This is a genomic window from Pseudomonas sp. (genome assembly GCF_032058845.1).
GTDB lineage: Bacteria > Pseudomonadota > Gammaproteobacteria > Pseudomonadales > Pseudomonadaceae > Aquipseudomonas.
Window position 1 is genome coordinate 15266 of record NZ_DAMCCR010000055.1, and the last position, 13667, is coordinate 28932.

The 13667-nt window shown below is 60.1% G+C and carries 15 protein-coding genes and 1 pseudogene; 5 read left to right on the plus strand and 11 right to left on the minus strand.

Annotation, left to right across the window (positions count from 1 at the left end; all coding sequences use genetic code 11):
* Window positions 1–23: 23 nt before the first annotated feature.
* The gene (locus tag RT028_RS12140; protein ID WP_312935151.1) at window positions 24–191 is read left to right on the plus strand and encodes a hypothetical protein; all 168 of its coding nucleotides are present in this window, start codon (window positions 24–26) and stop codon (window positions 189–191) included.
* Between the two features lie 537 nt (window positions 192–728).
* Here RT028_RS12140 and RT028_RS12145 read toward each other — a convergent pair.
* From RT028_RS12145 to RT028_RS12160, 4 genes are all read right to left on the minus strand, one after another.
* Complete coding sequence (locus RT028_RS12145) at window positions 729–1610, minus strand: alpha/beta hydrolase (RefSeq protein WP_312935152.1); 882 nt, start codon at window positions 1608–1610, stop codon at window positions 729–731.
* A gap of 21 nt (window positions 1611–1631) precedes the next feature.
* Window positions 1632–2252: a LysE family translocator gene (locus RT028_RS12150; protein ID WP_312935153.1), complete on the minus strand. Its 621-nt coding sequence runs from the start codon at window positions 2250–2252 to the stop codon at window positions 1632–1634.
* A 110-nt stretch (window positions 2253–2362) separates the two neighbouring features.
* Window positions 2363–2554, minus strand: coding sequence for a helix-turn-helix transcriptional regulator (locus RT028_RS12155; RefSeq protein ID WP_312935154.1), 192 nt, complete (start codon window positions 2552–2554; stop codon window positions 2363–2365).
* Window positions 2551–2925 carry a hypothetical protein gene (locus RT028_RS12160; protein WP_312935155.1) on the minus strand — a complete coding sequence of 125 codons (375 nt, stop codon included), beginning with the start codon at window positions 2923–2925 and terminating at the stop codon, window positions 2551–2553. The genes RT028_RS12155 and RT028_RS12160 overlap by 4 nt, the downstream gene beginning before the upstream one ends.
* A gap of 132 nt (window positions 2926–3057) precedes the next feature.
* Between RT028_RS12160 and RT028_RS12165 the strand changes: the two genes are divergently transcribed.
* Both RT028_RS12165 and RT028_RS12170 read left to right on the plus strand, forming a co-directional pair.
* Window positions 3058–3555, plus strand: a complete 498-nt coding sequence (locus tag RT028_RS12165; RefSeq protein ID WP_312935156.1) for a GNAT family N-acetyltransferase — start codon at window positions 3058–3060, stop codon at window positions 3553–3555.
* A gap of 57 nt (window positions 3556–3612) precedes the next feature.
* On the plus strand, window positions 3613–4548 hold the full coding sequence (locus RT028_RS12170) for a 5'-nucleotidase (RefSeq protein ID WP_312935157.1): 936 nt from the start codon (window positions 3613–3615) through the stop codon (window positions 4546–4548).
* A gap of 295 nt (window positions 4549–4843) precedes the next feature.
* Here the strand turns inward: RT028_RS12170 and RT028_RS12175 are convergent, their stop codons facing one another.
* Together RT028_RS12175 and RT028_RS12180 are read right to left on the minus strand one after the other, a co-directional pair.
* Window positions 4844–5092: a hypothetical protein gene (locus RT028_RS12175; protein ID WP_312935159.1), complete on the minus strand. Its 249-nt coding sequence runs from the start codon at window positions 5090–5092 to the stop codon at window positions 4844–4846.
* A 37-nt stretch (window positions 5093–5129) separates the two neighbouring features.
* Entirely contained in the window at window positions 5130–5276 is a 147-nt protein-coding gene (locus tag RT028_RS12180) for a DUF2514 family protein (protein ID WP_409567247.1), read from the minus strand.
* Between the two features lie 97 nt (window positions 5277–5373).
* Here RT028_RS12180 and RT028_RS12185 point away from each other — a divergent pair, with 97 nt between their 5' ends.
* Window positions 5374–5697 (plus strand): YceK/YidQ family lipoprotein, encoded by a 324-nt coding sequence (locus RT028_RS12185; protein ID WP_312935160.1) that lies wholly within the window; start codon window positions 5374–5376, stop codon window positions 5695–5697.
* 653 nt (window positions 5698–6350) lie between these two features.
* Here the strand turns inward: RT028_RS12185 and RT028_RS12190 are convergent.
* The 5 genes and pseudogenes from RT028_RS12190 to RT028_RS12210 all read right to left on the minus strand — a co-directional run.
* Window positions 6351–6653, minus strand: a pseudogene (locus RT028_RS12190) (hypothetical protein); the annotation flags it as partial.
* A 91-nt stretch (window positions 6654–6744) separates the two neighbouring features.
* Complete coding sequence (locus tag RT028_RS12195; protein WP_312935161.1) at window positions 6745–7089, minus strand: hypothetical protein; 345 nt, start codon at window positions 7087–7089, stop codon at window positions 6745–6747.
* 61 nt (window positions 7090–7150) lie between these two features.
* A complete protein-coding gene (locus tag RT028_RS12200) occupies window positions 7151–7660 on the minus strand; it encodes an acyloxyacyl hydrolase (protein WP_312935162.1) in 510 nt (169 codons plus the stop codon).
* 180 nt (window positions 7661–7840) lie between these two features.
* A complete protein-coding gene (locus RT028_RS12205) occupies window positions 7841–9439 on the minus strand; it encodes a histidine kinase famiy protein (RefSeq protein WP_312935163.1) in 1599 nt (532 codons plus the stop codon).
* 217 nt (window positions 9440–9656) lie between these two features.
* Window positions 9657–11915: a TonB-dependent receptor gene (locus RT028_RS12210; RefSeq protein ID WP_409567248.1), complete on the minus strand. Its 2259-nt coding sequence runs from the start codon at window positions 11913–11915 to the stop codon at window positions 9657–9659.
* Between the two features lie 680 nt (window positions 11916–12595).
* On the opposite strand from RT028_RS12210, the gene RT028_RS12215 reads away from it, so the two are divergent.
* On the plus strand, window positions 12596–13564 hold the full coding sequence (locus RT028_RS12215) for an alpha/beta hydrolase (protein ID WP_312935167.1): 969 nt from the start codon (window positions 12596–12598) through the stop codon (window positions 13562–13564).
* Window positions 13565–13667: the final 103 nt, after the last annotated feature.

The window sequence follows — 13667 nt, forward strand, 5'->3', positions numbered from 1 at the left end:
CGAACAAAGCAAAGGAGCTTTCCATGAGCCTGGCGATGACCCTTTTAAGCCTGTTGAGTGCCTGGGTGGCAGTAGCGCTGGCGCTGCTGTGGGGCGTATTGAGGGTGGCGCGCCGCCACCACGGTGAACCTGCCGTGAAACCGGCACCGGTGCGCCATCAGCAGTTGGTGTGGAGCAAGATTGCGGGCTAGGTGGCCAGTGCCTGTCGAGTTGAATCGGTTGGGGCTGCTCAGCAGCCCATCGCGACTGACCGGAGCGCCGGACCGGCTGCTCACACAGGATGGTGCCGTGCGCGGGAACACCATCATTCGAGATCGTACAATTGCTTGAGTGTCTCAGTCGCAACTAGGTAGCCAGGAGCGGCTACTGCCGCGATGGACGGCGGAGCCGACCCATGGTTGCAACCTCCACTTAGCTGCTGTTGCGCGGCGCCTGAATCGGCCCGGCTTTGCCGGCCATCGCGACTGAAGTCGCTCCTACATTGACCACGCTTACCTACACTTGGGTAGCCCGACGTACTCACTGTAGGAGCGACTTCAGTCGCGATGGGCTGCAGAGCAGCCGCAATAGCCCAGACCGCGCCTTGTCCAGTAATCCATGACACCTGAACCAAGTCAGCCGCGCCTGCCATAGAGTCAACAGTGACCCGCCGAGTCCTTACTGGCCGCCTCCGCCAAGACCACGGGCGGCCAACCTACCTCTGATGATCGCTGCTGCAGCGCCCTCCCCTAACCCACCTTGCCACCCAGAAATTCAACCACCCAGCCTGCCGCCGACACAGCGTCCTCCTGCATGAAGCAATGCCCACCTGGCACCTCCCGCTCACAGACCAGGCCATTCAACCGTGCCAGCCGCCTCGCCGATGGCGCGACAAATGGATAGCTGCGCTCCCCGTGCAAGATAAGCGTCGGGATTACGATCTGCAGGAGATTCGGCCAGAGCCGCTGCGCCATGGTGCTGAAAATCTCCGCCTCCCGCGATGGCCTGCACTTGAGCGCGACACCCTCTGGGCTCGGCATGAGGGCATGTTCGAGGTAAGCGTCCAACGCATCCCCGCTCCAGCCCTTGAAGATCCCGCGCCCCTGCAATGACGCCTGCGCCACCTGTCGATCCGGCCATTCACTGCGTCGAGCGGCAGCCTTGCGCGCCAGCCCATGATGGCGGTGCAAGCGGAACCATCGCGCTACCTGCATCAGCGCGATCATGCGCCGGCTGAACAGTACGGGATCCAGCAGCACCGCCCTGGCGAACACGCCGGGCCGCTGCGCCAGCATCAGGCCAGTCAGTACGCCACCAAAGCTGTGTCCCACGGCATGACACACGACCTGCCCATACACTCCGCGCCCTGCCTCGAACGCCGCCAGCGCCAGCTCCGCGCTGCGGTCCCAGCCACGAAATGCCCCGCCATGATCACTCTCACCATGGCCTTGTACATCGCTCAACCACAGGTCGAAGTGCGCGCTGAGCAGTACCAGCATTGGCCGGTACACGAGCCCGCAAAAACCGTTGCCATGCAGCACGTGGAGCAACGGCTTGCCGCTGGCCGGCGAGCGCCAGCCGCGCAAGATGAATCCGTCAGGGGTGCGGTAGGACCAGGGGATCAGTTGCATCAGACATCTCAACGCGTGCCGTCAGGAGAACGATGATTCAACAAACAGCAACGGGTACAGCGACATCACCAGCAACAGGGCCATCAGGACATTGAACAGCATCAGCCAACGTGGCGTGCGCAGCAGGTTGCGCAGGCCGCTGCCGAACATCACCCAGATGCCTACGCTCGGCAGGTTGACCAGGGCGAACAGCAACCCGATCACCACCACATTTTGAAGATAGCCGTCGGCCGGCGCATACGTGGTGATAGCGCCCACAGCCATCACCCAGGCCTTGGGGTTGACCCACTGGAATGCCGCCGCACCGAAGAAGCTCATGGGCTTGCGCTCGTTACCGGTGCTCTCGGACATAGGCCCGGAGGTAGCGATCTTCCAGGCCAGGTACAGCAGGTAGGTCGCCCCGACATAGCGCAGTACGGTGTAGAGCACTGGCCAGGCCTTGAACACTTCACCCAGGCCGAAGCCTACTGCCATCACCATGACCATGAACCCCACGCTCACGCCTAGCGCATGCGGCACGCTGCGACGCACCCCGAAGTTCACCCCGGAGGCCAGCAACATGGTGTTGTTGGGCCCTGGGGTGATGGAAGAAACGAAGGCGAAGAGCACGAATGCGGTGAGCAGATCGTAGGAACCGAGCATGGTCTGGCGTCCAGAAAGGGGGAAGATCGAGGCACTACAGTAGCGAAGGGCATGTCATTCCAGACATGTACAGTTTCCCGATATTTTTCCCATACACCTTTCTGTACCGATCAATCGGGCTTGAATATCGCTTCGATGGGTTGCGCGAACACCCGTGCCACGCTGAAGGCCAGGGGCAGGCTCGGGTCGTAGCGACCGGTTTCGATGGCATTGACCGTTTGCCGCGACACACCCAGGCGCTCGGCCAACTCGGCCTGGGACCAGCCCTGCTCAGCGCGCAGCTCGCGCACACGATTGTTCATCGGTAGCGCCTGACGCCGAGCACAGTACCGGCTGCCCACAGCGCCCCCATCAGCGGCCAGACCATGAACATCGACAGACGCGGCAGGCCCGCCGTTTCCAGAAAGCCGTAGCTGAAGGTAATCAGCACCGTGACCACGAACGCCATCCCCAGCGCTTCAAGCTGAATCCGCCGATGCAGTTCATCGAGGCTGCGGATCTGGCGAATCACCACCCAAGCCATGGCCAGCATGGCGGGCACCGGCGTGAGTGCCACCAAGGCTCTGCTGACCGGCGACTGGAGAAACGGCAGGTAGTAACTGCTGATCAGCACGGACAGTGCGTAGGCGCTCATCGCCAGGGCAAACGCCAATCCAAAACGCTTGGGCGGCATAGGGTGATCCTCGATGTAAAGTGTGCTTGACATTGAAAGCGTTGAAACTTTGAATGTCAAGCTCGCTTTACACTGCCATTGCACCTCGCCTTATGGCTAGAATACGGCCTTTTCTGACTTGGAAGCCTTGCCATGCCCGTCTCCATCCGCCCGGCACAACGCGCCGATGCCGCGCAAATTCTCGCGTTCATCACCGAACTTGCCGACTACGAGCGTGCGCGCCACGAGGTCATCGCCTCGGTCGCCGACATCGAGCGCACCTTGTTCGATGAGCCGAGCAACGTCAGCGGCCTGATTTGCGAGCGCGATGGCGTGGCCATCGGCTTTGCCGTGTACTTCACCAGCTACTCGACCTGGCTTGGCAAGCACGGCATCTACCTCGAAGACCTGTACATCACCCCCGAACATCGTGGTGGTGGCGCCGGTCGTCAACTGCTGCAGCACATCGCGCTCGAAGCGCTGAACAAGGGTTACGGCCGCCTGGAATGGAGCGTGCTGGATTGGAACACCCCGGCCATCGGCTTCTATGAAGCGGTGGGCGCCGAGGCGCAGAGCGAGTGGATCAAGTACCGTCTCGAAGGCGAGCGCCTGCGCAATTTCGCCCAGGGCACCCAGCCAGCCTTTCACTGAGCACCATCCCACCGCGCGGGGTCGAAGACCCTGCCACTGCGCCAGAGGACCCGCCGCATGCCCTACCTGATCGACGCAAAACTGGTGGTCGGCGTCGCGTCCAGCGCGCTGTTCGACCTCAGCGAGTCCGACGCCATCTACGCTACCCACGGCGTGGAAGCCTACCGCGAGCACCATGAGCGGAATATCGACCAGCCCTTTGCACGGGGCGTGGCGTTCCCGTTCATTCGACGATTTTTAAGCATCAACCAGGCATTTCCGGCCCAGTTGCCCGTGGAAGTAGTGCTGCTCTCACGCAACTCACCCGAGACCGGCCTGCGGGTGTTCCGCTCCATCGAGCACTACGGGCTGGACATCAGCCGCGCTGCGTTCATGTCCGGCCGCTCGCCCTACGCGTACATCCCCGCCTTCAACGCCTCGCTGTTCCTCAGCGCCAATGAAAGCGACGTGCAACGGGCCATCGAAGCCAGTTACCCCGCCGGCCTGGTACTGCCGAGCAAGGTCTACGACGACGAAATCGACCATGAACTGCGCGTGGCTTTCGACTTCGACGGCGTGATCGCCGACGACGAAGCCGAGACGGTGTACAAGCAAGCGCTGGACCTCAACGCCTTCCAGGCTCACGAGCAAACTCGCAAGGCCATCCCGCACCAGCCAGGCCCGTTGGCCGACCTGTTTCGCAAGCTGTCGCAGATCCGCACGCTGGAAGACCAGCGCCTGAGCGAAGACCCCGACTACCGACGCATCCTGCGCATCGCCATCGTCACCGCACGCAACGCCCCCTCCCACGAACGGGTCGTGACCACGCTGAAGGACTGGGGCGTATCGCCAGATGAGTCGTTCTTCCTGGGCGGCATGGAAAAGGCACGCGTGCTGTCGATTCTCAAACCGCACATGTTCTTCGATGATCAGCGCAGCCACCTGGACTTCCCGGCCGGTGGCTTGCCGATGGTGCACGTACCGTTTGGGGTAGCGAACCGGCGCGAGGGCTAGACCACGGATGCGCTGGGCTCGGGCCGGGCAGGCGAGCGTTTTCAGGCGCCCGGTTTCCAGCGGATCAGCGCCTCCCGGGAATGGTCGCGAACGCTGCAACGCAGCCCCCAGCCGAGCCGACGCTAGACGTCGCCCATCAAGAGCACGTGGCCGTGTCCGCTAGCCCCCGCCTATCTCCCCTCGCGCACCGATTCCAGCAATTGATCCAAGTGCTCGAACCAGTCAGCCCAGTCCAGCGTCCCCGCCCCCGCATCCACCAGCCACAGCCCCTTCTCGCCTTGGCGAGCGGCCAGAATCAAGCGCCCCCGGAGTCGTCCCCCACCGCGACCCAGCCGGGGAAATAATCGGCGACTTCATAGGTGTGGTTGCGCTCCTCGATGTCGGCGGTCGCATAGATCTGCACCTGATCCTCCAGCATTGCGCCACCGCTGCGCTGCTGCCAGAACCGCACGGGCCAGGCGTCTGCTGACAAGCCAAGGGCGCTACAGGCGTGGGTGATGTCGCTCGTGGTCGAGGGGGAATGGTCGATGCGATGCTCTGACAAGGTAAGGCCTCTTGGCTGGTGCTTGGACATGCACATTCTAACGAGCTGGAAGGTTCAGTATGCGATAGCGCAACCCGTCGTACTCCTGCACGCACTGGTGCCCCGCTATTCTGGCCTGGTCATACGCTTTCGCCAGCTCTCCCGCTCGAGCATCAGCCCGTGCGAGCAGGTCGGAGAGCACCATCGCGGTGCGGGTGGCTGTCTGGCTTCGGGCGATAGTTGTGGAAGCGGGATGGAAAATAGATGCGCTATGATCTGCTCCTCACAGCAGGAGTTGGCAGATGAACAAGCTATGGATAGGCGCGGCGTTTACGGCAGCGTTAAGCGGATGCGGCACCATCGAGACCGTCTCCGACGAGTCCAAAGCGGTAGATAAACTTGCCCATTGGGGATCGGACTGTCATTCGATTCCGCGCGCCTACAGCGGGTTGATGTATCAGTTCTGCACCTTGAACGGCCCTGCCCGATCGGGCAGTCACTGGTCTGCAGAAACGGTGTTCGTGGACATGGGGCTGTCGGCCGTTGCGGACACGGTCATCCTGCCCTACACCGGCTATCAGCAGCTTCGCAAGGGTAGCGTGCCCATTCGAAGGCTTGAGTATTGAGTCAAGCATCACAAATGCGATGTCTCTGGGGACGCTCTCTGGTACACGGGGTGCGACCATGATCTTTCTCCAGGCAAAAAAATTCCGCACACGGCGGACTTTGTTGTGTCCTTGGCAAACACGCGCTCGTCTCCCAGCAAGTACACAATGAATGGAGCAGCTATGAGCAAAGAATTGTGCTGGATTTTCAACGCGCAATACCTTGCTCTGGTAAAGCCATAGGTCGATCAATAAAAAACCGCCCGAAGTCGGTTCTGTCACAATCTGGAGGCCTTGATTCCGACCTCGCCTTCTGAAGATGTGTAGATGCGATACTTTTTAAGTTGCCTGGGCTCAATGACAACAGAGTCTTCTAGCCGCTCATTGCCGAACGAGCATAAGCCATTCCCATCAAGCCCTGCACCTAACGTCCAATGACCTGCTGGAACGTAAAAAGATGCCCTCTCTTTAGTGTCAAGTCGAGCTACGGGCTTCCCATTCAGGAATACTGTGGCGTAGCAGCCACTGCCTGTTATGCCGCGATCACGAACGACGATTAGGGTTCCGCCACCCTCCAAAGGCTCTTGGTAACCAGTTACTCGCTCAGACGGCGCCTAGACGGCTTCACTCAACGGAACCGGCGATGTTGCACACCCTGCCAGCAAAACCGGCCATCAGAAATCGCATGTTGCACCCTCCCTGAAAACCGCGACTTTAGCAGCCTGGCGGCCCAGTAAACCATCATCTCGATGGCGCAACACAAGCCTCGTCCGGTCGAGCCATGGCCCGCCGTACACGGTGATTGCCGATGGCCTACCAGGTAGGTGATGCAGCATGAACGGACCGGGATCGAACACCTCAACTCGCTCGCCCGGCAGCTGCGGATCAGTGCCCAGGTAACTACCAGCATGGTTCGGGTGAGCGGTACGCCCCACGGCCATGACGAGCATGTCGCCCCGCTGGGGTTCGTCCACCCGGTAGTTTGATGTTGACGAAATGCTGCGTGAGTGCCGCCATGTTTCCTCCAGACATAAAAAAACCGCCCGGAGGCGGCTGTGGACTTGAATTTTATAAGCAATCTCGAACTGACTTTTCGATGGCGTCTCGTCCTAGACCAGGGGACCAAGACATGCGCTGCTTTAACTCGATCAGACTGCCATTGGGCGTCTTGGTCACATCTAGGAGCTCGTCTGCCAGACCGCTATTAGCTACCCACAAGCGGTAACCATTGGTTGTCTCCACCATGAATGAATCCGTCCGGGCTGCCTGCCATTTGGGAAATACGCACATGGCGTACTGCTTTGGATCTCTCTTACTCACCACACTTATAGAAGGTTTGTTGCCTTCAAGGTCAGCGGTCGTCACGCACCCTGCCAGCAGCACCAACCCCAAACCGGCCATCAGAAATCGCATGTTGCTCCCTCCCTTAAAAAAAAAGCCCGCACTCGGCGGGCTTTGCATCCAGTACCTGAACTCAGATCTGATGGCTGTAGAACAGCGCATACGATTCAATGCCATCGTTTGGCTGCTTGATGCCCGCATTGGAATAATGCGTCGCGCGGATACCGACACGCTGACCGTCGCCAAACTTCAGGCCCGCGCCAATGCGGTCTTCAAAGTTGAAGGCGCTGCCAAATTCCTTGTCACCCGCCGAAGTGCCGGAGAATACGGCTACCCCGATACCGGCCTCGATGAAGGGCTTGATGTCGCCATTGCCGAATTCATAGACGAATACCGGCGCGAATGACAGCGAGTGGGTGCCACCGGCGGCGTCGCCGGCTTCCCAGTAGGTGTAGCCAGCGTCCCAGTAACCGGTCAGGTGACCCACGCTGGATTCGAGCCAGCGTTTGTCCCAGTCGAAGCCAACGCCCACACGGGCAGTCAGGCCGCCTTGGCTGGTCGCGCCAATGGCACCTGAGAGTTCGGTTGCATTTACAGAGACGGCAAATAGCGAAAACACCGCAGCGGCGATGACTGTTTTCATGATCACGGATTTCCTGAGTTATTACTTAGCAAGCTATCGTAGGCGCAGTGATATCACACTGCAAAGTCGTTGCACATAGATGCTGAAAAGTTTTGAAAAATTCCGTAGGGACTCAGTGGCTATTCGGCCATTTCCAGGTATCAGAGGCCCCACGCCGCGTCGTGGGGCAGCCGTACGTCTTCAGACACCCCCAGGTGAGTCAAGCACCTGACGAACTTTGCGCGCCAGATCGAAGGGCAGATAGGGCTTGGCGATCACTTCGAATTCCGAACCGCCGACATCCGTGCGCTCTATGGAGCTTTCGGCATAGCCGGTCGTCAACAAGACTTTGATGGTGGGTTTGAGCGATTGCACTTTGCGCGCAAGGGATACGCCATTCATCCCACCGGGCATGATCAGATCGGTGAACAGCAGATCGAACTCCTGCTGCTGGTCGATCAGCGCCAATGCCTGCCTGGCATCGACGGCAATGGTCGGGGTATAGCCATACTCTTCCAGTATGTTGCGGGCCAGTTCGGCCACGTCACTGCGATCTTCCACCACCAGCACTCGCTCATGCCCAGACTTGGGCGAAGTGGCTTTGCGCTTGTCGAGTGGCTGCACGTCACTGTCATCGGCGGGAAAATACAGCCGCAACGTGGTGCCGATACCTGGCTCCGAGTAGATGCGCGCAATGCCGCGCGACTGCTTGGCGAAGCCATACACCATGGACAGGCCAAGACCGGTGCCCTTGCCTTCTTCCTTGGTGGTGAAAAACGGATCCATGGCGCGCGCCATTACCTCCTCGGGCATACCTTCCCCGGTGTCAGTAATCGCAACGCACACATAATCACCCGGTAGCAGACCCTCATAGGAGGATCGAGCCTCCGGTGTGACCACCACATTGCGGGTCTGAATGTGCAACTGCTGTTGCGCACTGCCCACCATGGCATCTCGTGCATTGATCACCACGTTCAACAGGGCACTCTCGGCCTGAGCGGGGTCGATGCGACAGTTGTGTAGCTGCGGATCAAGGTCGAACCTGACCTCGACGCCCTCACCCATCGTGCGGTCGATCAGCACGTTCGAGTCTTTGAGCAGTTGGTTGAGGCTGATCACGCGCCCTTGCAGCTTCTGCTTGCGTGAAAAGGCCAACAGTTGTTTGGTCAGTGTGGTGGCTTTCTCCACAGCATCGTTGGCAAAGCCCAAGTTGCGGGAAATCTTGCCCAAGTCAGGCGAAGCTCTTTCGGCAGCCGCCTTGGACAGCGAGATATAACCGCCGATGACCTGAAGAAGATTGTTGAAGTCATGCGCAATGCCGCCAGTGAGTTGCCCCAAGGCCTCCATTTTCTGCGACTGACGCAGCGCCTCCTCGGCATCACGCCGGCGGCTTACATCCAGCTGCGAGGCGAAGAAGTAGGTCAGCTTTCCAGCTTCGTTATAGATCGGCGAAATGAACAGCGCATTCCAGAACGAGCTGCCATCTTTCTTGTAGTTGAGCACTTCGGTGGAAAAGTCGTGGCGCTGTTTCACTGCCTCACGAATCGAGGCAATCGCATCGGGATCGGTGTCTTCACCCTGCAGGAAACGGCAGTTGCGCCCCAGTATCTCCGTGTCCGCGTAGCCGGTCATTTCCAGGAAAGCCTGGTTGGCGAAAATGATCGGATTATCGGGCCGATTGGGATCGGTCACGATCATCGGCATGCGCGTGCTTTCAACGGCGGCGAAGAAGATGTCTTTCGGATGCCCAAGTACATCGGCCGTGAAACGGTTGTCGACACGAAGATCACTGTTGGACACTGCCGAAACTCCTGTTGATTCACTGCCTTGCAGTGGCGGCATCAAGCCGCAGATAGAGTTCGGAGTGGTTCGGTAAACAATCGTTCAACACGGATCAGCAAACGCTGCCAAGTGCTCTAACAGATCAATCAAGCATGGCGCCATGGGCCGCGAAGCGCCCCTTGGCGCATCCAGCGCTGATGACCGATGCATCGTCATTGCAGCGCCTGGGCGTTACTCAGAAATCGACCGATGCACTGACCGAGAAGGTGCGCGGCGCCCCCAGCACCAGGTACGAAGAGCCCGGATAGCCACCGGCCGAAGCCCAGTAATCCCGGCCCGCGACGTTGTCCAGCCGAGCGCGCAAGGTCACGTCCTTGTCCTCGACCTTGAAACCGTAGCGTGCGCCGAGGTCAAGACGCGTCCAGGACGGGATGTCCAGGGTATTGCTGTTGTTCACGTACTGACGGCTGGTGTACACCACGCGGCTGGTCAGGGTCAGGCCATCGAGACCGGGAACGTCCCACTCGCCGCCAAGGTTTGCCTGGGTTTTCGGCACACCGATCGCCCGATTGCCATCGTCGGCGCCGTTCTGCGTCTTGCTCAGCTCGGCATCCAGCAGCGTAACGCCGCCCAGCAGCCGCACGCCCTCGGTAGGCTCGCCAAACATCGACAGTTCGATACCGCGGTTACGCTGTTCGCCGCCGTCCTTGAACACCTGGTTCTCGACGATGCTGGTGGGTTTGCGCGTCTCGAACACGGCGACACTGCCGCCCAGGCCGCCGCCGTCATACTTGAGGCCGAGTTCGGTCTGCTTGGCGATGTAGGGCGCGAGGGAGGTGCCGGCGTTGAGGATCGGCGCGCGGGTACCGTCTGGCAACGTGGTGGTGGCGCCGGCTGTGTCGCCTTTGGCCAAGCCTTCGATGTAGTTGGCATACACCGAGAACTGTTCATTCAACTGGTAGACGGCGCCTACCACGGGCGTCGTTTCGTAGCGATTGTATTTGGAGGTCTTGTCGCCGCTGTTGTAGTCGTAGCCAGTGACATCAAGCCCCTGACGGCGTGCGCCCAAGGTGACTTGCAACTGATCGTCGAAGAAGCCGAGGGTGTCGGCGATAGCAAGGCTTTGCGTGTGTGTGCGGGAAGTGATGTGAGGATCCGACATCGAGCCGCTGAAGCTCACATTGTCCGGCTTGGCAAAACCGGCCGGGTGGTAGAGGTCATCCGCGAATCCACCGAAGTTACCAGCCCAGGCGTTGCGGTCCTTGGTGTCATACATTGCACCCGAGACCACCCACTGGTGAGACACCGGACCGGTATTCACGCTCCAGCGCATGCCCACTTCCCCGGTGGTCACCGTCTCTTCGCGGTAGTTGTCGAAACGATTTGCGGTGGTAATTCCGCCGCCCTTGTACGAGGGGTTGGCCAGCACGTTCTTCTCTTCACCCTGGCGCATGCCGATGGCGGCCCAGGTGGTCACGTCGTCGCTCAGGTCATACTCGGCGCGAAACGTTCCGAACGTCTGCTTTTCCTTGGAATAGGTCCAGGATTGTCCGTAGTTCTTGTCAGCATGCGGTGCGCCAGGAACAACCCCAACGGGCGTCACACTCGGCAACGGATTATCAATGAAGTGATACTGATGGCCCACGTCGGCCGACAAGCGCAGCCGCTCGCCCTGGTAATCCAGCCCCAACGCAAACATGTCCAGCGACCGGTCCTGGTCTTCCACGGCCGTTTCCCCAGCGCGCTTGGCCACGTTCACCCGCACGCCCCATTCATCCTGCTCGCCAAAGCGCCGTGCCACATCGGCAGCCACCGTACCGAAGCCCCTGTCTTCAACCCCGGCAGTCAGCCGGGTCAGCGGTTCATTGGGCGCACGCTTGGGCAGGATGTTGATCGCCCCGCCAATCCCGGTACCGCCTGGCGCTGCGCCATTGAGGAACGCACTGGCACCGCGGAACACCTCTACCCGTTCGATGAACTCGGATGCCACGTACTGGCGCGGCAGAAGACCATACAAGCCGTTGTAGGCAATGTCGTCCGAGTACAGGGGAAAACCCCGTACCATGTACAACTCCTGGAAGTTGCCAAAGCCCCGCGCGACGCGTACTGAGGGATCATTCTGCAGGATGTCCGCAACACTGTGCGCCTGCTGGTCCTGAATCAGCTGATTGGTATAGGACGTGGAGGTGAACGGCGTCTCCATGTAGTCCTTGTTGCCCAGGATCCCCACCCGCCCGCCACGTGCGACCTGACCGCCCTCGTACTCGGGCGTCAACCCGTCGCGCGATGCATCAGCACTCGCGGTAATGGCTGTTTCGCCCAGTTCTACAACAGCCGCTGCATTACCGTTGGCGGCTGCGGGCTGAGAGGTTTCAAGCGGGTCTTCACGCTCGGTCTGCGCCGATGCGAACGGGGCCACGACGGTGGCGACCAGGCCGAGCGGCAGCCAGACAGCATTCATTACGCGCTTGCGGGGGAAGTCGGAGGTAGACATAGGGACCTGTTATGGGCGGCGGATCAGGTAAGTCCTGACCGGGAGACTAAAGAAATCAACCGCGATAATACAGCAAATGAGAATGATTATTTACCGCGCGTTTTCTCGCTTTCGTAACCCGTCACTGGCCTGGTACCGCTTATCGTCCGCTCCCCCCTACGCCACCCCTGAAGGAGCCTGACCGGTGGAATGCCCCGCAGGCAAACAAGGTGCGCTTGCGAACTGGGCCAGAGAGTAAAAACACCGCGTTCGACCGACGGTTGCTGAGCGTCAGTAAGCTCCAGAATCGAGTTTTTTCCACTGTCTCAAGTCTCCTCAATCGAGAAACCCGTGCGCCTTATCCGGTCTGTAGCAAGGAAGCGCTGTACCAGAGACTTGCCGACGTTCTTACGGCACCTGGTGGTAAGGAGCTACAACCCTCTGGCGCTCGTGCTCCGCAGCACTTTTAGTGATATCGGCATGCCGAGTATGGCCAAGGTGCTCGGCATCAGGCCGCAGCGCCTGACCAAGCTGGTCGACGAATACGGTATCGACTTCCCCCGATAGCGCAGAACCGAGTTAAGTGGCTGACGTACACAGGTTGTCAAGCGCTTCATTGACTAGTGGCAGATGGATTGACTTGCAACCGCAAGTGCAGCCATGCGGTCAACGTATACATCTGTACCACTGGAGCCCATGCCATGTTGAACCGTCAAATCGTTGGTGGCACAGACCACGAGCTCGCGCAAATGCGCCGACTTAATAAGGTCCTGGCTCGGCTGCCGCGCTTTCGCATCCCCCATAAACTTGTGCTTCGAAGCATTCAGGGTCTGCTCAAACTGAGCCAATTGCGAAACAGCAAGCTCGTTCGGCACGGGGTACGTGCTGAGCGCAAAATTGTCGGCGTGGAAGACGCGAAGGCTTCGGTACGCATCCTGTACCCCAAGGGTGCGCCCAAGGTCGTAGTGCTCGACATCCACGGTGGCGGCTGGGTGATCGGTAATCCGAGCATGAATGATGCTCTGAACCTGGGCCTTATCACTGCCTGCGAAGCGGCGGTGGTGTCTATCGACTACCGTCTTGCGCCAGGTGCGTCCCTCGAAGAACAGATACAAGACTGCCTCATCGCTGCACGCTGGTTGCTCGACCCTTGCAACCCGACCTTCCGAGGGCTGCCGGTGATCGTCGTGGGTGAGTCAGCTGGGGCGCATCTTTGCGCCGCCTGCTTGCTAGGCCTCAAGGCATGGCCCGAGCTGCTGCGACGCATCCAGGGTGCGGTGCTCTACTACGGTGTGTACGACCTTACCGGCACTCCCAGCGTGCACGCTGCAGGTCCCGATACCCTGGTGCTGGATGGGCCAGGGATGGTAAACGCGCTGCGTCGACTGACCCCAGGACTGAGCGATGAGCAACGTCGGACGCCGCCACTGTCGCCGCTGTATGCGGATCTGAACGGCCTGCCACCGGCTTTACTGATCGTTGGGGAACGCGACCCGTTGCTGGACGACACGCTACAGATGGCGACGCGCTGGGGAGAGGTCGCGGCGGTTGACCTATGGGTGGTGCGAGAGGCCCCGCATGGCTTCGTGCATTTTGGGGTGGGTCAGACAGTGATCGAGGGGGTGTGGCGGTGGGTGCTTTCTAGGCAAAAAAACTGCCGGAACGAATGAATAGAGCCCTGCCTGGCGGCAGGCCACCACCGCGTGCGGTACGGCCGACGGGACTGTCAGTTTTTTTGTGTGCAGGCCGGTAACGGCCTGCCGCCAGGCAGGC